Annotated in this window: 18 protein-coding genes; 7 read left to right on the top strand and 11 right to left on the bottom strand. The window is 47.3% G+C overall.

The window, feature by feature from the left end:
- Positions 1-9 precede the first annotated feature (9 nt).
- Complete coding sequence (locus tag BW952_RS09935; RefSeq protein WP_045850078.1) at positions 10-783, bottom strand: TrmB family transcriptional regulator; 774 nt, start codon at positions 781-783, stop codon at positions 10-12.
- A gap of 110 nt (positions 784-893) precedes the next feature.
- On the opposite strand from BW952_RS09935, the gene BW952_RS09930 reads away from it, so the two are divergent.
- The 3 genes from BW952_RS09930 to BW952_RS09920 all read left to right on the top strand — a co-directional run bounded on the left by BW952_RS09930 (position 894) and on the right by BW952_RS09920 (position 3,295).
- On the top strand, positions 894-1,646 hold the full coding sequence (locus BW952_RS09930; protein ID WP_414735788.1) for a TSUP family transporter: 753 nt from the start codon (positions 894-896) through the stop codon (positions 1,644-1,646).
- Positions 1,647-1,737: 91 nt separating this feature from the next.
- A complete protein-coding gene (locus BW952_RS09925) occupies positions 1,738-2,796 on the top strand; it encodes a 2,3-butanediol dehydrogenase (protein ID WP_045850080.1) in 1,059 nt (352 codons plus the stop codon).
- Positions 2,797-2,872: 76 nt separating this feature from the next.
- Complete coding sequence (locus tag BW952_RS09920; RefSeq protein WP_045850081.1) at positions 2,873-3,295, top strand: pyridoxamine 5'-phosphate oxidase family protein; 423 nt, start codon at positions 2,873-2,875, stop codon at positions 3,293-3,295.
- A 262-nt stretch (positions 3,296-3,557) separates the two neighbouring features.
- On the opposite strand, the gene BW952_RS09915 is transcribed toward BW952_RS09920, so the two are convergent.
- The 3 genes from BW952_RS09915 to BW952_RS09905 form a co-directional block, all read right to left on the bottom strand.
- A complete protein-coding gene (locus BW952_RS09915; RefSeq protein ID WP_045850082.1) occupies positions 3,558-5,300 on the bottom strand; it encodes an ABC transporter ATP-binding protein in 1,743 nt (580 codons plus the stop codon).
- On the bottom strand, positions 5,281-7,011 hold the full coding sequence (locus BW952_RS09910; RefSeq protein ID WP_045850085.1) for an ABC transporter ATP-binding protein: 1,731 nt from the start codon (positions 7,009-7,011) through the stop codon (positions 5,281-5,283). The genes BW952_RS09915 and BW952_RS09910 overlap by 20 nt, the downstream gene beginning before the upstream one ends.
- A gap of 147 nt (positions 7,012-7,158) precedes the next feature.
- Positions 7,159-7,581 (bottom strand): hypothetical protein, encoded by a 423-nt coding sequence (locus BW952_RS09905; RefSeq protein WP_045850083.1) that lies wholly within the window; start codon positions 7,579-7,581, stop codon positions 7,159-7,161.
- 153 nt (positions 7,582-7,734) lie between these two features.
- Between BW952_RS09905 and BW952_RS09900 the strand changes: the two genes are divergently transcribed.
- The gene (locus BW952_RS09900) at positions 7,735-9,900 is read left to right on the top strand and encodes a YheC/YheD family protein (protein ID WP_076496275.1); all 2,166 of its coding nucleotides are present in this window, start codon (positions 7,735-7,737) and stop codon (positions 9,898-9,900) included.
- 235 nt (positions 9,901-10,135) lie between these two features.
- Here the strand turns inward: BW952_RS09900 and BW952_RS09895 are convergent, their stop codons facing one another.
- The 3 genes from BW952_RS09895 to BW952_RS09885 form a co-directional block, all read right to left on the bottom strand.
- Complete coding sequence (locus tag BW952_RS09895) at positions 10,136-11,368, bottom strand: ATP-grasp domain-containing protein (RefSeq protein WP_045850084.1); 1,233 nt, start codon at positions 11,366-11,368, stop codon at positions 10,136-10,138.
- 805 nt (positions 11,369-12,173) lie between these two features.
- On the bottom strand, positions 12,174-13,082 hold the full coding sequence (locus BW952_RS09890; RefSeq protein WP_052698569.1) for a C40 family peptidase: 909 nt from the start codon (positions 13,080-13,082) through the stop codon (positions 12,174-12,176).
- Between the two features lie 148 nt (positions 13,083-13,230).
- On the bottom strand, positions 13,231-14,616 hold the full coding sequence (locus BW952_RS09885; protein ID WP_045852627.1) for a UDP-N-acetylmuramoyl-tripeptide--D-alanyl-D-alanine ligase: 1,386 nt from the start codon (positions 14,614-14,616) through the stop codon (positions 13,231-13,233).
- A gap of 141 nt (positions 14,617-14,757) precedes the next feature.
- Between BW952_RS09885 and BW952_RS09880 the strand changes: the two genes are divergently transcribed.
- The gene (locus BW952_RS09880) at positions 14,758-15,522 is read left to right on the top strand and encodes a YheC/YheD family protein (protein ID WP_045852628.1); all 765 of its coding nucleotides are present in this window, start codon (positions 14,758-14,760) and stop codon (positions 15,520-15,522) included.
- Between the two features lie 22 nt (positions 15,523-15,544).
- Positions 15,545-16,306, top strand: a complete 762-nt coding sequence (locus tag BW952_RS09875; RefSeq protein WP_045852629.1) for a YheC/YheD family protein — start codon at positions 15,545-15,547, stop codon at positions 16,304-16,306.
- Positions 16,307-16,351: 45 nt separating this feature from the next.
- On the opposite strand, the gene BW952_RS09870 is transcribed toward BW952_RS09875, so the two are convergent.
- The 4 genes from BW952_RS09870 to BW952_RS09850 all read right to left on the bottom strand — a co-directional run bounded on the left by BW952_RS09870 (position 16,352) and on the right by BW952_RS09850 (position 20,282).
- Complete coding sequence (locus BW952_RS09870; protein ID WP_045852630.1) at positions 16,352-17,536, bottom strand: MFS transporter; 1,185 nt, start codon at positions 17,534-17,536, stop codon at positions 16,352-16,354.
- A complete protein-coding gene (locus BW952_RS09865) occupies positions 17,529-17,957 on the bottom strand; it encodes a MarR family winged helix-turn-helix transcriptional regulator (protein ID WP_045852631.1) in 429 nt (142 codons plus the stop codon). The genes BW952_RS09870 and BW952_RS09865 overlap by 8 nt, the downstream gene beginning before the upstream one ends.
- A gap of 821 nt (positions 17,958-18,778) precedes the next feature.
- Positions 18,779-19,696, bottom strand: coding sequence for a diacylglycerol kinase (locus tag BW952_RS09855; RefSeq protein ID WP_045852603.1), 918 nt, complete (start codon positions 19,694-19,696; stop codon positions 18,779-18,781).
- A gap of 22 nt (positions 19,697-19,718) precedes the next feature.
- Complete coding sequence (locus BW952_RS09850; RefSeq protein ID WP_045852604.1) at positions 19,719-20,282, bottom strand: thioredoxin family protein; 564 nt, start codon at positions 20,280-20,282, stop codon at positions 19,719-19,721.
- 168 nt (positions 20,283-20,450) lie between these two features.
- Between BW952_RS09850 and argC the strand changes: the two genes are divergently transcribed.
- The gene (gene argC / locus BW952_RS09845; RefSeq protein ID WP_045852605.1) at positions 20,451-21,488 is read left to right on the top strand and encodes an N-acetyl-gamma-glutamyl-phosphate reductase; all 1,038 of its coding nucleotides are present in this window, start codon (positions 20,451-20,453) and stop codon (positions 21,486-21,488) included.
- The last annotated feature ends 3 nt before the right edge of the window (positions 21,489-21,491 follow it).

The following is a 21,491-nucleotide window of genomic DNA, read 5'->3' as shown; positions in this document are numbered from 1 at the left end:
CTCCCTTTTCTATTCGAAAAATTCATCCCGCTCAGCGGAAATCCATTGTTCCATTTGTTTTTCTTTCACAAGACGATTGACTAAAATATCGTGCCAAACGTAATTCTCCAACAAGTAAAAGTGCACCGGATCATCGGTGTGAAAAGCGATATCCCGCTGCTCCACCGAAGGACCGTACAGCATTTCCCGGCCATCGACCGATAAAATAAACCATTTTTTCTCGCCGATTCCTTCGACAAAGCTCGTTTCCCGGTGAAGATCCAGTCCTTGTATCGGTTCCTCCACCTGAAAAACAATACCTTTCATCTTACAACGATGCGCGGCTTCTTTCAAGAGCGGCTCCAGCATTTCATACATACCGCTCCACAAAGAAACAATTACCTTTCGTTCGGCTTTTTCCAGAAGCGTTTCGCAATACGCCAGAATCGCATCCTTCCCTTGAACAGAGACGACCCGATTATCCGGCGCTGGCTGAACCGCCTCTACCTGCTTCAATGATTCATGGATCGTGGAAAAGGTCGCCTTCCACTTTGATTGAATTGACGCTAAAAAAACGTCGACCGGCAGCGGGGAGTAAAAAGTGGCTTCATTCATTTCTTCCTGAATGGCGATCCCCTGCTCCGCCAGACGCTTGAGCACATCATACACGCGCGCTCTCGGAATGCCTGATTCCTTGCTGATTTGATAAGCTGTTGATTTCCCGAGCTTTACAAGCGCCACATAAGCTTTGGATTCATATTGATTAAAGCCGATTGACTGCATTTGTTCAATAAGAGCTTCCATCCCATCCTCCATACTCTTTTTCTTTCCATCATAGCATGTTTACATTTAAAACTATATTAGTTACTATTTAAGTAGTAACTAATATAAGGATGACGATTAATGTGGATGAAATGACGATTCTTACTTTGTTTTTCTTCGGGTTTTTAGCCGCGTTTATTGACGCTGTCGTGGGCGGCGGCGGATTGATTTCGATCCCGGCGCTTTTGGCCACAGGGCTGCCGCCAGCCGCAGCGGTGGCCACCAATAAATTAGCCAGCACGATGGGCGCACTCACAAGCACGATCGCTTTTATTCGTGCAGGAAAAGTAGATTTCCGCCTGACCGGCAAGCTGTTTCCTCTCGCACTCATTGGTTCATTCATTGGCGCCACAACAGTCCAGTTCATTTCTTCGGATGTGCTGAAGCCGCTGATTCTCTTTTTGCTGATCCTTGTCGCCCTCTTCACTGTTTTCAAGAAAAACTGGGGGACGGTGTCAACGTATAGAAAAATGGAGACAAAAAAAGCGGTGCTGTTTGTAGCGGCGATTTTCATCATCGGCTTTTATGACGGCTTTCTCGGCGCCGGTACCGGCTCGTTTATGCTGTTTGCTTTTTTGTTAATCGGCTTTGATTTTATGCAGTCGGCCGGCAATGCCAAGCTGCTGAATTTCGGCAGCAACATTGCCGCCCTGCTTCTTTTTTTATACATGGACATGGTTTATGTGCCATACGGTCTTGTGATGGGCAGCGCCATGATTCTCGGAGCGTTAGCCGGTTCGCGGTTTGCGATCCGAAAGGGCACTTCATATGTGAGAGCTCTGTTTATCCTCGTCACCGTTTCGCTGATCGGGAAAAACATTTATGATTTTCTTTTCCCTCATTAACTGCTCATTTGCCACACACCAAAATAGGCTCTCCCGCAAGCCATATGGTAAAATGAAGAAGTAAGCGACTACTATTTCGGGAGGTTTTTTTATGAAAGCTGCACGATGGTACGAAGCGAAGGATATCCGGGTGGAAACGATTGACGAGCCGGTCATCGCGCCTGGAAAAGTGAAAATCAAAGTAGAATGGACTGGTATTTGCGGCAGTGATTTGCATGAATATGCGGCAGGCCCAATTTTTGTACCGGTCGATGAGCCCCACTATGTAAGCAAGGACAAAGCACCGATTGTAATGGGCCACGAATTCTCCGGTCAGGTAGCAGAGGTTGGCGAAGGCGTGACTAAGGTTCAAGTCGGTGATCCGGTTGTGGTTGAACCGATTTTGTCATGCGGTGAATGCCCGGCCTGTAAAAAAGGAAAATACAATTTATGCGAGCATCTAGGCTTCCACGGCTTATCAGGCGGTGGCGGCGGATTTGCGGAATATACAATGGTGGACGAGCATATGGTACATAAGATGCCTGAAGGACTGTCTTATGAGCAGGGGGCCCTCGTGGAGCCGGCAGCGGTTGCCCTTCATGCCGTCCGGCTGAGCAAGTTAAAAGCAGGCGACAAAGCGGCCGTTTTTGGCGCTGGACCGATTGGCCTTCTCGTAATCGAAGCGCTCCGGGCAGCCGGTGCTTCTGAGATCTATGCGGTGGAGCTGTCCGCTGAGCGGGCGGCAAAAGCGAAGGAGCTCGGTGCGCGGGAAGTGATCAACCCGAAAGAAGAAAATGTGGTCGAGCGGCTGCGTGAGTTAACAGATGGCGGTGTGGATGTGGCGTTTGAAGTAACCGGTGTGCCGGCTGTGCTTCAGCAAACGATCGATTCCACTTCTTTTGAAGGAGAAACGGTCATCGTTTCCATCTGGGAGTCTGAAGCATCTATTCAGCCGAACAACATCGTGCTGCAGGAACGGACCGTGAAAGGCATTATCGCCTACCGCGACATTTTCCCGGCCGTGATGGAGTTAATGCAACAGGGCTATTTCAAAGCGGACAAGCTCGTCACCAAACGGATTGCGCTTGATGACGTTGTAACAGAAGGCTTCGAAGCACTCATGAAAGAAAAAAACCAGGTGAAGATTTTAGTGAAATCTCAGTCTGAATAAGGACACTCTTTTTGAGTGTTCTTTTTTTGTTTAAAAAAGCACGCAAGTGGAATAGTACAGTATATATTAAGGAGTGATGATATTGAGTACAGTAAAAGAGCAGGTTTTATCCATTTTAAAAGAAAGCCATGTCGGAACGATGGCGACCATTAACGACAACAAGCCTCGTTCACGCTACATGACGTTTTTCAATGACGATTTAACATTGTATACAGTAACAAGCAAGGATACGCACAAAACTGAGGACATTGAGCAAAACCCATATACACATATTTTGCTCGGCTATGAAGGAGAAGGCGTCGGCGACACATACGTAGAAATCGAAGGAAAAGTAAGTGAGCACGACGATGAAAGCATGCGGGAAAAAGTATGGAATGACCATCTAGAGCCATGGTTTGACGGTCCTGAAGATCCGAAGCTGCTCATTTTGAAAATCGATCCGGATCAAATCCGTTTAATGAACAAAAAAGGACAGCCCCCGCAAACACTGGAGCTGTAATAAGATGAAAAGCCGACCGTTTACGGTTGGCTTTTTTTATGTGAACATATTCATTGGAGCGATCGCTAACGCTGATATATTGGCCGTAACGCCGGAATCCACCCTACTAACGCCGATATCTCGATAATACCGGCGTTAGCCTGCCTCATATCGGCGTTAAACAAAATATACCGGCGATAGCTCTCTCTTACTGATTGATAAACGGTTCATCCCGGTACTCAGGACATATGCTCAACTCGTTGCAAGCTAGCTTCCCGGTTTATCATCCGGATGATGAATGCCCGTCTGCCACAACATCTTCATACGTTCCGATCGCGTCAATTTTCCCATTACGCAGCCGAATCACTAGGTCTGCCCGTCGAATGGTATTCAGTCTGTGGGCAATTACAAAGCTCGTCCGCCCTTCCATCAGCCGGCCGAGTGCTTCCTGAATATGAAGCTCCGTAATCGTATCAATGCTGCTTGTCGCTTCATCTAATATAAGCATCGCCGGGTCTGCCAAAATGGCTCTAGCAATCGCGAGAAGCTGCCGCTGGCCCTGGCTGATGCCGGAACCATCCTGGCTCAGCTTTGACTGATAGCCATCCGGCATCCGCATAATAAACGAGTGCGCATTGGCGCTTCTTGCGGCCTCCACGACTTCTTCATCGGTGGCATCCAGCCGGCCGTAGCGGATGTTTTCCATGACCGTATCTTCAAAAAGAACCGTGTCCTGCAGAACAAAGCCCATTTGCCCGCGCAGGACGTCCCCTGCAATGTCCCCGCTGTTCACACCGTCAAACAAAATGGCGCCGCTGTCCGGCTCGTAAAAGCGGGCAAGCAGATTCATGATGGTCGTTTTGCCTGATCCAGTCGGTCCAATCAACGCGATGGTTTGTCCCGGTTCTGCACGAAAGGAAACATTGGAGAGTGTTTCTTCCTCTTTTTTATAAGAAAACGTGACGTGATCAAACACAACCTGTCCCGATAATAAATGGCTCTTTCCCTTCTTGCCGTCTACCGCTTCCTCAGTATCCATAATGTCAAACACCCGCTCTGCGCCGGCGACAGCTGAAAGCATCGTATTGTACTGATTGGCGAGATCGTTGAGCGGACGTGTAAACTGACGAGCGTATTCGGTGAAAATCACAATCGTTCCGACCGATGCCTGGCCGTTCAATGCCAGAACCCCGCCGGCCAGTGCGATCACTGCAAACCCTGCATTATTCAGCAGGTTCATCAGCTTCGGAATAAAGCCGGAATAGGCCTGGGCTAAATAACCTGCTTCACGCAGCCGCTCGTTTTTCTCCATAAATTCCCCAATCATTTCATCCTCACGTGAGAACATTTTCACAATATGCCGGCTGGAAATGGCTTCTTCGATAAACCCATTTAAATCGCCTAAATGGCGCTGCTGCTCTTTAAACTTCGGACCGGTCCGGTTGGTAATCCATTTCATACCGACGAACATAAGCGGAATAATCAGCAGCGTCACAACGGTTAAAACCGGACTTAAATACAGCATAACGACAATAGACCCGATCAGTGTCAGCAAGCCGGATGTCACCTGAATAATCGAGCTGTTCAGCGTACTGCTGATGTTATCGATATCATTTGTTACCCGGCTCATCAGGTCACCGTGGCGGCGCTTATCAAAAAAGGAAATCGGCAGCCTGTGGAAATGACGAAACAAATCATCCCGCAATTCGTACACCGTTTTCTGCGCCACATCCGCCATCCAATAGTTTTGCAAAAAAGAAACGAGCGAATAGCCGGCGTATACGAAAGCAAGTCCAATTAAAAGCCCGATCAGCCCCTGCTCGTCCCCTGTCGCAATATACTCGTCAATCGCCACACCGATTAAAAAAGGACCCGCCAGCGCCAGAATCGAGCTGAGCGCGACCATGGCCATGGTCAGAAACAGTTTCCCTTTTCGCTTCATCAAATGGCGGCCAATCCGCTTCAGCGTAGTCGCCATATGGTTAATTTTCGGCTTTGTCTCTGTGTCACTGCCCGGATGCTTCATATGCTCCGCTCCTTCTGCCCTGTGATTCCATCAGCTTTTGATACAAGCGATTTTGCCTTGCCAGCTTTTCATGTGTACCGGCTGCAGCAACTTTTCCTTCCTCCATCATAAAAATGCAGTCTGCCTGCTCCGCCGTCGAAATTTTTTGTGTGACGATCAGGATGGTGCATTGTTCTGCCGTGACTGCTTGTATAAGGGCTGCTTCTGTTTTCACATCAAGCGCACTTGTACTGTCGTCCAACAGTAAAATATCAGGCTTTCGAATCAGTGCCCGCGCAATGGAAATCCGCTGCTTCTGCCCGCCTGAGAGCGTCACGCCTTTTTGGCCGATCACCGTGTTGTAGCCGTCCGGTAAACCCGCAATCGTATCGTGAATCTGAGCTTTCCGAGCCGCTTCCATCACTTCTTCTTCTGTTGCGCCCTTTTTGCCCCAGCGAATGTTTTCAATGATGGAGCCGGTAAATAAATGCGATTCCTGCGGGACAAAGCCAATCTGACTGCGCAGAAAATGGATGTCCATTTCACTCATATCCTGGCCGCCAATCGTTATGCGGCCATCGTTCGGTTCATACAGCCGTGGAATCAATGAAAGAAGAGCGGTTTTGCCCGATCCCGTTTCTCCTAGAATCGCGGCCATACTGCCCCGCTCCACACTCATGGAAAGAGAGTGAAGCACTGGAACATTCCCGCCCGGATACGTAAAGGTGACATCCTCGAATACAATCTCCCCTTCAGGCGGATATGTTTTCGACACCTTTTTCAGCTGTTCCGGTTCAACCGCCAGCACTTCATTAATACGCACAGCCGACGCTTTCCCTCGTGCAAAGGCAATCGTAATAAAGGTGAAAATCGACAGCGAAATAATGATCCGCGCGGCATAGTTGATAATCGCCACAATTTCACCGGTTGTCGCCGTGCCGTTTTGCATTTCCGCAAAGCCAAACCATAAAATAAAAATAAGGCCGCCATTCATTACCAGCAATAAAATCGGGACAATGCTTTCAAACGTCCGGATCACACTGATGGTTTGATTCATCAGCGCTTTTCCTGCCTTTTCAAAACGGGAGGTTTCATGACCGCTGCGGACAAAGGCCTTAATGAGCCGGATGCCCGTTAAGTTTTCCCGCATCACGCTGTTGACCTGATCCAGCTTCAGCTGCACACGACGAAACATGCCTGCGCCTTTTCTCATCATAAACAGCATAAAAAACGTCATGATCGGCACCGTAATGACCAAAATGAGCGACAGCTTAACGTGCACAAACAGCGCCATCGCAGTACCGAAGATAATCATGAGCGGAGCGCGGAGCATAATCCTGAGGCTCATAAAAACGGCGTTTTGCAGCTGCGTAACGTCATTCGTCATGCGCGTAATAAGCGTGGATGTATCAAAGTGCCCGTACTGGCCAAATGAAAAGGACTGCACCTTTTCAATTAACGCCCTCCGGATGTCGAAGCCGTAATTTTGGCCAATCCGTGCAGCGATAAACGAGTTGGTAATGCCCGCTGCGAATGAAAAAAGCGACAAGCCAATCATGATGCTTCCCCAATATAAGATGGCATCCATACTGCCCGCCACAATGCCATCATCGATCATTTTTGCCATTAAAATTGGCAGTGCAAGCTCGACCGCAAGCTCCAGCAGCATCAGCCCCCAGGCGAGTGCCATTTGAACGCGGTACGGCATTAACAACGACCACACACGATTCATTCCCATTCCTTCTTCCCCTTCTTGTTGCTACTAGTGTAGCAAACCTGAAAAAAAAGCGCCTGTTTAAAGAGCCATTCTTATCCAAATTAACTGTTTTTTAAAGAGTACCCGTGGTTGAAAAACAGCTTATACATGAAAAGCAGCACGTTACCATTTCGGCTCGACTACGATCTTGTTTATCATCCGCTCCATCTCCACACATTGAATGCCGCTAATTCGATCGATACAGATCATCACACATGTTTTCGTTTTTTCTAAGCGGTACAGATCACAGAAGCAAGCGGTCACATCGCCGCATACATCGAGCGGCTTCAATAAAGAAAGCGTGACGGTTCTTTTTTCTTTGTTGATTGCTTCTATCCGAAAGCATTTCGTCGTGAATGGACAGCCATTTGACGTTCCGGAAGCTTCAAAATAGTCACTTCCTATTTGAATCATCACCGGAATGGTGTCTGCATCCAGCAGCTTTGCCAGCAGCGAGCTGCATATATCCGTTTTCAGCCCTTTTAACTGGTCCTGCTGCTCCTTTAAAACCGCCAAAAAGAACAGCATTCCATTTTTACGGCGCATCCTCATCCTCCTCCAAAAAAGTGATTCATTCATAGCGTATTTTAAGACTGGGGAAAAGGTGAAAAGCCCATTTCTTTTTTAATCCGTTCTCACACAATTTCTTTCCACCGCATCTACTAATAGAGGATGTTATGTAAAGAAAGGGGAATTCTTTTGACGCTTATCGGCATGCTCCATCACCGAAAAAATCCTGAGACGGTCATTAAGTCTTATGCTTATGCCATTGTGGCAAAAGCTGAAGGAGCGGATTTTATTTATTTTTCTCCGGGCGGCGTGAATCTCGCTGTGAAGAGAATTGAAGGCTACGCGTATGAAAATGGGGCGTGGATTGAAAAAACAGTCCCCTTCCCGGATGTGATCTACAATGCCGGCAGCCCGGAAAAGCTGGCAAAGGCGAAGAGCGTCATTCAAAAGCTGAAAGAAACAATTCCTTTTACCACTCACTCCATCGGAAACAAATGGAATGTGGCCGAACGGCTAAAGGAAGGAAAAGAGTTCGCCAGCTACTTGATTCCAACAAAAACAATCAAAGGACCGGACGACATTCATCATTTCATGAATGCGTTTTGTGACGTCATTATTAAGCCGATTGACGGGCGGAAAGGACAGGGAATCTACTTTGTTCAAAAAAGTGACAGCCTTTATACAGTAAACAAGGATTCAAAAAATACAACGTACACGCCTGAACAGCTATCTCATTTCTTTGAGCCGCTTTTGAAGTCGGGCACTTTTATTATTCAGCCCTACATATGCAGCAAAACCAGGGCTGGCCGTGCTTACGACTTCAGGCTTCACGTGCAGAAGAATGGGGAAGGAAAATGGGTGATCACCACGATTTATCCCCGCGTCGCACCAGAGGGCACCATTATTACGAATATTAATAATGGCGGTTACACGAACTACCTTGATCCATTCCTGGCGCAAGAGTTCAGCAAAGAAGATGCGTTTAATGTGAAGCGGATGCTGGAGCATTTTTCTTTATCTCTCGCCCGCCATTTAGATGAACTGCAAATGCGTGAGTACCAGGAAGTGATTGATGAAATCGGCGTGGATGTCGGATTAGACCCGGATCATAAAATTTGGATTTATGAAGTGAACTGGCGCCCCGGCTGCCCGCCTGCTTTTTATTTGGAGCTCGATGTCGTGAAAAACACGATCCGTTATGCGATCTATACCGCTCACCACCAGGAGAAAATACGGGCAGACATTCAAAAGCTGAAGAAAAAAGAGCTGGATACAAAAAAGATTCCGGTCATCGCCATTACAGGAAGCGCCGGGAAAACAACGACAAAAGCCTTTGTTTCCTCCATTCTTCAAACGAGGTGGAACGTGTTTGAATCCAAGGATTATTGGAACACGACCGAGCATACGAAAAAACACGCAGACGAAATCGATTCTGCCCATGAAGCTGTTGTCCTCGAGTACGGAATGGCGTACCCCGGTGTGATTACGGAGCACTGCGGCATTATCCAGCCAAACATGAGCATCGTCACCAATATCGGCATGGCGCACATCGGCAATTTCGACGGCGATGTTAAAAAAATTGCCCAGGCAAAATCAGAATTAATTCATGGTATGAAGCAGGACGGTGTGCTGTTTTTAAATGCTGACGATGACAATTCCGCTTATTTGGAAACAGATGAGTTTCAAGGGAAAATCATCACAACCGGCATTGAAAAAGAAGCGGACTATCAAGCGTATGACGTCTCATATGCCGAAAGCGGGATGATCTTTAAAATGATTCTTCATCAAGAAGAACATACCTTTTTTATTCCGATTTTCGGTGAGCACCACGTGTACAATGCACTGCATGCCATCGCAGTTGCGGATTATTTAGGCTTTGCGCCGCTTGAAATCAAATCAGGGCTCCTGTTTCGAAAGCCTCCACGCCGCATGACGATATACCGGCTGCGTTCCTCCATGACGATGATTGATGATACCGTTCATTCTCATCCTCAGGCTGTTATGGCAGCGATTGACGTGCTGAAGAATATCGCCCCGGCGAGAACCATTGCCGTGCTGGGTCAAATGCGGGAGCTTGGTGAGCTGCGGGACGAACAATACCGAAAAATGGGTGAATACCTTGCCGCACAAAAAATTGACCGGATCATCACGTACGGCTACCGGGCAGATGCCATCGGGATCGGAGCGATCGACGCTTCATTCCCGGAAGACGCTTTTAAACACTTTTTGGATAAGAACGAGATGCATGAATACTTGCAGAAAATTCTAAAGGAAGGAGACACCATTCTTGTGAAGGGCGCCAGCAAAACAAATATGTTTGATACGGTTCGTTTTTTAGACACCACATATAGATAACATACTTTAGCGCTGATATATGTCATGGATCGCTGATATCAAGTGGTCTAACGCCGGTATCATGAGATATCAGCGTTAGCCGATGAATATCGGCGCTATTTTTATTTTACCGGCGCTGAACCTGATATTGACGGCGAAATTAAATCATCGTGAAGCTAAATCAAAAAGCCCAACGACTGCCGCTTTTCAGCAGAATCGTTCGGCTTTTTGTTGTTCAACTTCTCTCATCTCCGTTTTATTCATCTACTTTCAAATAAAACTGTATTTCTTTGGCGGCTGCTTTAGCCTGTGCCTTCGCTTCCTCCATCGTCTTTCCTCTCGCAATGACGTACGCATACCGGTGTCCCATCGACAGCGGCGGAATCAGAAGAGTTCCTTTTTTCGGCTTTACGTATACGTCCACTACCCCCGGGCTTTTCAGCGCTCTTTTCTTTCCTGTTACTCGCTCGAGTACGCCCTTTTGTCCGACGATGACATGCTGCGTAAACACAAAGTGATTCGTTTTTTTCTCAAGTGTCGGGACCTCTCCTGTCATCATCTTCAGCGTTTCCTCGACCAGACTGTAGCCGAAAGCGGCCTGAATCATTTTATTCATGGCACCGCCTGAAATACGAGGGTTTACTTCAATCAGCTTCCACCCGTTTTTCGTATGTCTTACTTCGAGGTGAAAGGCACCATTCTCTATGTGCAAGGAGGTAATGATGGATTGAATCATTTCCCGAATGGCCTCTTCAATCTCGTCCGGCACCTCAGCCAGCACGCCGTAGCCTGTCACAATAAACCGTTTTCCCTTTGTGATTTCTTGCTCAATGACCGCCGCAATCATCACATTTCCATGATGAACCAGCACTTCAACTAAATACTGATCCCCTTCCACGTATTCCTCGACAATCAGCGTGTCTTCCGGGTATTTGTCGAGCAGCTTTTCTGCATTTTTCTTTAGTTCATCCTCGTTCCCTGCCCAAATCACGTCCTTGGAGCCTGTCGACTTCGGGCACTTCACCATAACTGGATACGTTAACCGTTCAGGGAAAGCAGCGGATGAAAGTGATTTGTCCTGATCCACAAGAAAAAACACGGGCGTAAAAGGATGATCTGAAAAAAACTGTCTCGTTTCCTCTTTGTTTTCCATAACAAAAATCGCATCGGTTACAAAGCAATTTCGGCAAAATTCATCAGCTAATACGGATGCTGTATGAACGTGCTGATCGACAAAGCTCGCGATCGCAACGATGTCATGCCCTTTATGCTGAAGCGATTTTATGTGGTTTCTTAATTCTGATACATCGTTTAGATTCATTAATAAAAGCTGATGAACGTCCGGGTATTCCTCCCGCTGTTCTAACTGCCGTTCCCGATCGGTCAACACAACTGTAAAGTAGCCTAGTGCTTCTGCGGCCCTCACCGCTTCTCTGCTGGATCCCGATTTATTAACCCCGATAAATATAATCGTTTTCACGCACCGCATCCTCCTATTTAAAAACGACATTCCCGTTTCTCTATAGGGTATGACCGACATTGGATTTGGCATGGTCTTTCGCCCTTCAGTTGTGCTGAAAAAAGGATATTTTTCATAATAAAAAAAGCACTCCCTCAAAAAGGGAGAGTGCTCACGTTGTTGAAAACAGAAGGTGTCAATGAAAAGCAAGTGACACTTTCTGTTTTTCAAAGCCCCTGTGCTTGCGCTAACATAGTCCGGGCGGCTTCTGCAGGACTTCGCGTTCGGAGGGGCGGGCGGTGAGCTAACTTTTGTCGCTACGCTCCAAAAGTGGATCTCACCTGACCCGCTTGATCCCTCCCGAGTCTTCGTCCTGCGCCAACCGCCCTTTGTGGGGAGGAAAATCAGAGTGTAAAACCAAAAAAGGGAATCGTTCTGATTGGAAAGAAAGAGACGAGCCCCCTCTGCTTTTCACCATGTAGGAAAAGCAGGCTTCCTTCTTGATGCCAAACGTTTTCAAGAATAGCCGTCAGTCATTCACTCCGTTCCTTTAAAACCACTACGGGCGGAGGGATGCCGGCGTAGACTTCCGCGAAACTGGCGGGCAGGTGAGATCCGGCTTTGGCGCACCAGCGACAAAGACTAGCTCACCGCCTGCTTCGCAGAAAAGCGGAGCCGGCAGCCCGGAGCCCCTGAATGTTCTTTTCTAGAAAAATAGCCTGTTTTTTGCTAAGAAAAAAGATACCAATCTAGAAAAAACATCTGGTTTCTCTTGACCATTTTGTTTTTCAACACGATGAGCACTCCCCCAAAAAGGGAGAGTGCTTCTTCTTTCTTACTGGCTTTTTAAGACACGCCGGGCCGTTAAATAATGCTGCTCGTACCAGTCGACAAACAGTACTCGTGAGACCACGCCCGAGGAGGTTTTCATGATGATCCGGTGATCGCCTGCGTAAATGGCCGCCATGGCGGGTTTGCTTGATCCTGTTGTACCGTTAAAAAAGACAATGTCGCCTTTTTTCAGCTGACTTTTTGGAATAAATGTCCCTTTTTTCATCTGCTCCTGAAGAGATCCACCCAGCTGAATGCCATTTCGTTTAAACGCCTGCTGAACAAACCCTGCATTCGTCACAGAGGCGGCTTGCGTGCTTTTCATAAGGCTGTATGAGGAAGCCACTACCTTATCCCCTGCTGTAGCTGGACTTCCGGACATTAACGATGGCAGCACGCGTCTCGCGCCGGTATAGTTGTCGCGGTAATAAGCCTTTCCATTCAAATCAGAGACGATAATGTTTTGTTTGGCGTCGGCCATATGAATGATTTGATTGTTGCCTATGTACATCCCTACATGATCGGCTGGTTCACGGTCACGGCGGTTGCTGTCAAAGAAAACAAGATCTCCTTTTTGAAGGTTGGCTTTGGAAACAGCTGTCCCCTGCTGCATCATGTAATTTTCATTATAAGTCGCAAGATCCACACCGTGCTTCTCAAAAATAAAGTTTAAAAAGGTCGCACAAGAAAATTGATATGGGGCCGTTTTTTTATAAACAGCCGTGCTGTATGTTGCCTTTCCCATTATTCCCTTTGCTGTCTTGATTAGTTCATTCGCTTTTGCTTCGACCGCTGCTTGATTGTTTTGTGACACTGTGGCTGCGTGTACTTGTGGCTGCTCGAAACTCGTTACGGCTACGCTTGACAAAGCAACCATTGAAGCGAGAGCGGTTGTCATTATTTGTTTTTTCATACATCCTCCTGCGTGTTTTTTTATTCCGACGAACACCGTCTATTTTAGCACCCAAAAGAATGGGAAACCCTTAGTAGTTGTTGCCGGGTTTCCCATTCTTTTCATCTATATGCATTTCCTTCAATTCCATACAACGAACTGCCTGGTGCTAAAGCATTTTTAATTCCTGTGCCAGGGCAATCATGGAACGGCTTTTCATCGGCCCCTTAATAAGAAGCAGCGTTTGATCATCTACCGTTTTCTTCAACACATCCATTACCCCTTCTACTGTCGGAAATGAATAAATGTGCCCCTTAAAGTCATCCCGCTTCGCCTGCAGCCCGATTTCCTTTGCTTTTTCGCCTATTGTGATTAGCGTATGAAAAGAACGTTCCGCGACCATGCTTCCGGCTTTCTGGTGATACTCTTTTTCATAGTCACCGAGCCGGTTTATATCTCCGAGAAGGACAATGGTTTTCTTTTCTTTTCCAAGCTCATCGACCACCTTCAGTGCCGCTTCAATGGAGGTCGGGTTGATCGTCCACGTATCGTCGATGATGGTACTGCCGTTCATTCCAGGGGATACTTCAAGATGCCGCTCCATATTTTGAAAGCCGGCCAACCTTTTGATCGCCGCTTCTATCTCCATGCCCATTAAGTGAACGGCTGCAACCGCCGCAAGGGCGTTGTACACTTGATGCTCGCCGTATCCGGGCACCTGTGCCGCATACGTCCTTCCGTTGTGCAGCAGATCAAACGCCATGCCTTCTTTTGCGTAGCGGATGTGGGATGCCTGATAGTCTGACGGGCTCGTAACACCGAATGAAAGCAGCGTCCCTTTAAAGGAATGGAGCGGCAGTTTTTTGCTGTTTTCATCATCAGCATTGATGAGGAGTGTCCCGTTTTCTGACACCCCTTCAAGCATTTCACCTTTTGCTTCAATATACCCTTCTAATGTCTTACAGCCGTCAAGATGGTGAGCACCAATCATCGTAATCATTCCAATAGTCGGCTGATACACGAGGCATTGATGCTTAATATTCCCTGTATTCCCTAGTCCTGTTTCAAAAACAGCCATATCGGTCTGACGATTAATACCCAGCAAGTAGTGAAAAGAACGTCTCGGTTCATTTTTGCTGCTTTCCGACGCTTGAACGTTATACGTTTCACTCAAGAGATGCTTCATCATTTCTTTTACGGTTGTTTTCCCGCACGTTCCTGTAATCGCCGCAACTGGTATCGTGAAAAGAGACCGGTAATAATCGATAAAGGTCCAGTAAGACTGAAGCACACTTTTCACGCGAATCACGGTTGTTTTATTGAACAAATGCTCAATCTCTGACACCGGCTTGTCAGTGACGATTACACACGGCGTCATAGGTTCCACCTGCTCCCAATCCATCGGCTCTTTTTTGTTTAAAAAAATAAGCGTATGGGCTGTCTCCAGCGTATGGCGGTTGTACACAATCGCCTGTTTCACATATCCGTCTTCCGTTCCGCTCCACAACTCTCCTTCTAGCACCTCACGAATATCTTTTACCAGGATCGGTTCCATTACGTTCCTCCTTTTTCTTATAGGATATGAAAAAATAAATACATTGATTGTACTTGCATCTAGTACTTTACTGCCCATTCACCCACACGGCTGCGAGGGAATTGCATATTCTAACAGTAAAGTAGACAAGGAGGTGATCATTTGAAGGATGCCATTGGAAAGCTTGATCAATACCAGCTGCTGAAGAAGGACCCGTTCGTTCGACACCATATCCCCGATACAGCTCCATACACGAAAGAACACCTCATTGATTTTGCCCACCGTTATCCGGTTGTTTTTATTAAGCATGATACGTCCGGGCAAGGAAGAGGCGTGTACAGACTTGCCCGGGAAAACGACGGTCTTTATTCGTTAAAAGGATTTTCGCTTCAAGGCAAAGAAGTAGACGAACGAATGAATCTGGATGACGTTCACAAAACGGTGCAGCCGTTTTACCGGTTAGGCCGGTTGCAGCCGTACATTATTCAAGAAGGCATTACGAGCGTTTCCGTGCGCGGCCAGCACATCAATATTCGCGTTCACGTCCAGCATGTCAATGGCTCACCCGTCGTGGGCGGGATATACGGATCGATCGCATATGAGGAAAATGGGATAACGAACATTTGCCGCGGGGCGTTTGCGATGCCGATGCGGCTTTTGTTTTTTATTTTTCTGAAAGTGAAAAAAGAGGAGCAACAGGCTATTTTAAACCAGTTAACGGATCTTTCACTGGCGGCATCGTCAATTATTGCGAAAAACTATCCTTGCCGAGAGTGCGGGGTTGATATTGGATTGGACAAAAACCAAAAGCCATTTATTTTTGAAATTAATACAACGCCCGGCATGGATGATTTCGCCCGGATTGACCGGCAGATGTGGAAGCAAATTATTGAAAACCGAAAGAAAATGAACGGTTCTGTGAAGTAATCCCAACAGAGGAGTGAAAGAAGTGAAAGAAGCGTTCGGAAAGCTTGAACAGTATCACCTTTTGAAAAAAGATCCGCTCGTTCGTCAGCATCTGCCCCATACGACGAATTATTCAAAGGAGCAGCTTGATTGCTTTGCACAGGCGCATCCCGTCGTGTTCATTAAACATAATACATCCGGGCAAGGAAGAGGTGTTTATCGGCTGGCCAGAGAAGAGGGTGCTTTTTATTCTTTAAAAGGCTATTCCCTTCAAGGAGAAAAGATCGATCAATCGATGACTTTAGCGGACGTTCACAAAACCTTGCAGCCTTTTGAACGATTCGGCCGGACGAGACCTTATATTATTCAAGAAGGCATAAATAGCGTTACGACGGACGGGCAGCATGTGAATATTCGCGTTCATGTACAGCGCATGGATGGCCAGGCCATTGTGGGCGGCATGTACGGATCAACCGCTCACGAAGAAAATGGCATTACTAATATGCGCCGGGGCGCGGATGCTATGCCGATGCAGCGGCTGCTGTCACGGTATTTAAATGTGAAGCCAGACGAGCAGCAGAGTATTTTAAAGCAATTATCAGCCGTTTCCATTTCAGCCGCGAACTTAATCGCTCATCAGTATGACTGCCGGGAATGCGGCGTTGATCTTGGTCTGGACAAAGAGTTGAAACCCTTTATTTTTGAAGTGAACATTACACCCGGTATTGGCGGATTTAACAAGATGGATAAGCGTGTATGGAAGCAAATTATCGAAAATCGAAAAAAAATGAGTACTTCCTTATAAAAGAAGCCTGCCAGCATGGATAGCATGCCGGCAGGCTTTTTTCCCTTATGAAGCATGTTCAGACACTGTATTGTTTTTCTGCACAAAGTAATACACAATCAAGCCGACGAGCACATACACGGCACACGCTGCATAAAGCACTTTAAAGCCAAGCCCCGCAGCAACAGCACCCATCACAAACGAACCGAAGCCAATGCCCAGGTCAAAGAGCGATAAAAATGTCGCCGTGGCGAGTGCTTTTTTCTCCGGACGCGCTTTGGAAATCGCAATGGTTTGAAAACCAGGAAACAGCGTCCCCCAGCCGAGACCGATCACACCAGCCGCAATGAAAAACAGCCCTGCTCCACCTGCCTGACTTAACAGGAGCAGACCTGCCGCGAACAGCACGATTGAAGGATACACAACTGCATTCGCTCCGTAACGGTCGAACCACCGGCCGGTAAAAGGACGCGACAGCACAATAACGACCGCATACACAACAAAAAAGAAGCCGGATGCTGCCCCGATATGAAGCTCTTCCGCGTAAACCGACACAAACGACAGGATCGCTGAGTACACAATCGCAAAGAACGTACCAGTCAGGGCAATCGGAAGCGCCGTTTTTTCCACTAATTGAGCTGGAGCTAGGTTCAGCTTAAACTTGTTCGTCCCTTCTCCTCTTTCAGGTCTATCTTTTTTCAGTACAAAACTGATTAACAAGGCAATGAACGCCACCGCTGTACACACCGCAAAGCCGGTCTGGATCGTCCATCTGTTCATAATCGCCAGTCCAGCAAACGGCCCAATCGCCATCGCCAGATTCATAGACATCACATAATAGCCCATACCTTCTCCTCGTCTTGAATGAGGAATAATATCCGCCACAACAGCCCCCGCCGCTGTTGTCGCCATCCCGAAGCCAATGCCGTGGAAAAAACGAAGAACGAGCAGCGACGTTAATCCATCTGTGAAGGGATATAAACTAGACGCGGTCAGAAAAACAACGAGCGAAGCGACAAGCACATTCTTTTTCCCAAAATGCTCTACCCACTGGCCGGAAATAAAGCGAATCAAAATCGCTGAAATTAAAAACACCGTTGTCGCAAGGCCCGCTTCTGCCTCACTTCCATTCAGCTCATGCAGCACGTAAACGGGCAGCGTCACCAGTAAAAAATAAAAGGTCATAAACAAGAAAAAATTCGTGACCGCAATACCAATAAAATCTTTTGTCCATAAAGCCGGTTTATTCATTCAAATCCCCTTTCAATTGGCCAAGCCATCCAGCTAGAAGATGCCGAATCATCTCCTGCTGCTCCTGCGGCATGCTTGTAAGCAGCCGGTCATTCATATCAAGCACAGCTTTTTCCCATTCCGGATAAAGCTGCTCCGCTTTCTCCGTTAAGTGAATGACCTTCACGCGTTTATCTGCCCCTGCTTCCTGTTTCACGAAGCCCTGCTTCAACAGCCGCTGAATGGTCCGCGTCATCGGCGGCGCCTCCACGGCCAAATAGGCACAAAGAGCGGATTGCGGCATGCTTCCTTTTGTTTTCAGCACAAACAACACTGCCCACTGGGCACTGTAAAGACCAAATGGCTGCAGCGTATCATTCACCTTCTTCGTTAATTCACGCGATAGCTGATGAATGGTGTGAAATAATTGATGAGTTGACATGGTGACCTCCAATTAGTTACTCAGGTAATTATTATAGCATATACTTCGGAACACGAAATAGTGTTTTTGGAAATTCTTGATTTCTGACAGGTTTCTTCCTAAATTCAAAACATAGACGAACACCCTTTGCCAGTGTGGACAAAGGGTGTCAATGAAAAGCAGGTGACGTTTTCTCTTTTTCAAAGCTAATGTGCTTGCACGAACATGGTTTGGGCGGCTTCTGCAGGACTTCGCGTTCGAAGGGGCGGGCGGTGAGCTAACTTTTTTCGCTACGCTCCAAAAGTGGATCTCACCTGACCCGCTTGGTCCCTCCCGAGTCTCCGCCCTGCGCCAGCCGCCCTTAGTGGGGAGGACAAGCAGTTGATAAGATCTGAAAAGAACTTTTCTGAATGTGCAACAGCAAACCCCTCTCTATTATTCGTGTAAAAAAAGAAAAAGCGCTTCTTATATACCCACTCGTTAGTCACTGAATACAATCCGTTTTCAAGCTTTTTATCCTCTTTGTTCAGTAGAATCACAACGGGCGCAGGGAGGCCGGCGGAGACTCCCACTGGACGAGCGGACAGGCTGAAACAGCCATGGTTTTCGGGCTGGTTCAGCGTTCGCCCAGTAGGAAAGCGGAGCCGGCAGCCCGGAGCCCCTGTGTGTGCTTTTCCAAGAAAAAAGAAGAGTCAAGGCTTTCAGCTACTAGAAGGAAGCCTGTTTATCATACGGACTTAGAACTGGTCCTAGAGACTTGTCGACTTCCCTTCACTTCTACTGAAAAAAATAGTAGCACAAACCATGGCCTTGGTTTGTGCTACTAATGTTAGTATGTTTTGTTAGTAGATTCGATCCTGTGGACGAAGCTTGTCAAGCGGCGCAAATACCTCGATATGACGGTATAGGTTCTCGAAATCGGCCGGGATTTCGCCGCCCAGCTCCCCGTCCAGATTTATGAGCATTGGATCTTCTGACTGCACTTTGATTCGTCTGGCTTTCGTGTAAATGACGTGCGGATCATGAATATGCTCCCCGCGAAGGGCAAGGCCGGCAATACGGATAAACTCCGCCAGGTTCGTTTTCTTTAAAATAATCAATGAAAACAATCCGTCATTGACCGATGAATCCGGCGCCAGCTTTTCAAAGCCGCCAACGGAATTTGTTAAACCGATTAAGAACAGCAGAGACTCTCCTTCAAATACGTGGTCATCGTATTCGATTTTCACGTTCGTCGGCTTGATTGACGGCAGCATTTCAATCCCTTTTAAGTAATATGCCAGCTGGCCAAGCATCGTTTTCAGCTTGCTCGGCACTTCATAGGTCAGCTCAGTCAGCCGCCCGCCGCCTGCAATATTAATAAAATAACGGTCATCCATCCTGCCGACATCCACTGGAATCGTGTCGCCGGCTGTAATGATGTCAACAGCGCCTTGAATATCACGCGGAATATGAAGCGCACGGGCAAAGTCATTCGTCGTCCCCATTGGAATCACACCGAATTTCGGACGATGCGCCTGACCGGCAAGCCCGTTCATGACTTCGTTCAGTGTACCATCGCCGCCCGCTGCCACTACCACATCGAAGCCACGCTCCGCTGCGATCCGTGCGGCATTTGTTGCGTCTCCTTCACCAGTGGTTGCATGGGCGGACGTTTCATATCCGGCTTTTTCCAGCTTTTCGAGCGCTTCCGGCAAATGCTTGCGGAACAATTCGCGTCCGGATGTTGGATTGTAAATAATTCGAGCTCGTTTTGTCATGTTTACCCCAGTCTTTCTGCTATTAATATAATCGTTCCGTTATCGTCGTTTTTAAGCTGCTGTATACTTCCTGCCAGAGTGATTCATCCGTCCGGTACGATTCGGTCAGCTTTTCCATCATTTCACGGCTTTTTGCTTCAAATTCCTCATGATCACGCGGCGGCAGCGATGAACGGTAATTCGTCACCATTTCCTGTACGGCTGGCGCACGCGGCCCCCACACAGCTTTTTCTGCTCCCTCTTCATCAATAAAAATAAAAATAGGAATTGCCCGTGACGTGCCGTTTGTTAAATATTGATCCATCAATTGAAGGTTTTTGTCGCGGTGAAGCAAGCGGACCTCCATATCAGCCGCCTTCGCCATTGAAAGCAGGATCGGCACGTTCATCATCGCATCTCCGCACCAGTCCTCTGTCAGCACGATGACACGCCAATTTGCTTCCCTCAGCTTATTGATGAGCGAAGCCTCGTCGCCGGACAGGTGGAAATTCTTCAGCACATGAAGAAGATTTTCTTTATGATCCGACATATCTTGTATATATTCCTCAGGTGTCAGTCCTTGTTCAAACCATTCCTGCAGATTCATTTTTTTGTTCCTCCGTTACGGATTTTCAAAACATCCTACTCTCCATTATGCACAAAAACCACTCATTTGACAAAACCGGTTGATTTAACGGGAGGACAATTTTATAATGAGAGAATAAGGATTAATAATTATGTATAAATATAAATAAAAATACAAAGGAGTTTTAACATGAAAGCATCAGTAATCGGCGCTTCCGGATACGGCGGCATTGAACTTATACGACTTTTATCCAATCATCCTGAATTCGATTTGCATGCTGTGTATTCATCAAGCAAAGACGGCGTGCCTGTCACAGAAGAATATCCTCATCTGGCGGACATCTGCCCGCTTCCGCTCACTAAAATCGATACAGAAGCCATTAAACAGGAATCAGATGTTGTCTTTTTAGCGGTTCCATCGGGTGCAGCAGCCAAGCTTGCGCCTCAGCTTGCCGGCGGACATGCTAAAGTCGTCGATTTATCGGGCGACTTGCGCTTAAAGGAAACAGAGGACTATAAAACGTGGTACAAAAAAGACCCTGCTCCAAAAGAATTCATCGCAGACGCCGTATACGGCTTAACGGAATGGAACCGGGAACAGGTGAAAACAGCAACCGTACTTTCAAATCCGGGCTGCTATCCAACGGCCGCTCTTCTTGGCCTTGCACCGGCAGTGAAAAACAACTTGATTGACGTGAAAAATATTATTATTGATGCAAAATCCGGCGTATCCGGTGCAGGCCGCGGCTTGTCTCCACTCGTCCATTTTGCCGAAATGAATGATAACTTCCGCATTTATAAAGTGAATGAGCACCAGCATATTCCGGAAATCGAGCAGCAGCTTACCTGGTGGAATGAGAATACCGCACCGATCACATTCTCAACGCATCTTTTGCCTGTATCGCGCGGCATTATGGCAACGATGTATGCCCCTCTCACAAAAGAAATGACAACGGAAGAGGCTCATGCTTTGTATACGGAAACGTATCAAAATGACCCATTTGTCCGTGTTCGTCCAGTGAAGCAATTCCCTGGAATCAAAGAAGTCGCCGGCTCGAATTACTGTGACATCGCCGTAGACGTCGACAAACGGACCAACCGCCTGGTGATTGTATCCGTCATTGACAACCTGGTAAAAGGCGCGGCAGGACAAGCGATTCAAAACGCAAATATTATGTTTGGATTTGAGGAAACAGCGGGGCTAAAAGGCTTCCCGATGTATCCATAAGGA

The organism is Domibacillus enclensis (assembly GCF_900156125.1).
Taxonomy (GTDB): Bacteria; Bacillota; Bacilli; order Bacillales; family Domibacillaceae; genus Domibacillus; species Domibacillus enclensis.
This window is presented reverse-complemented; position numbering and strand designations above follow the sequence as displayed.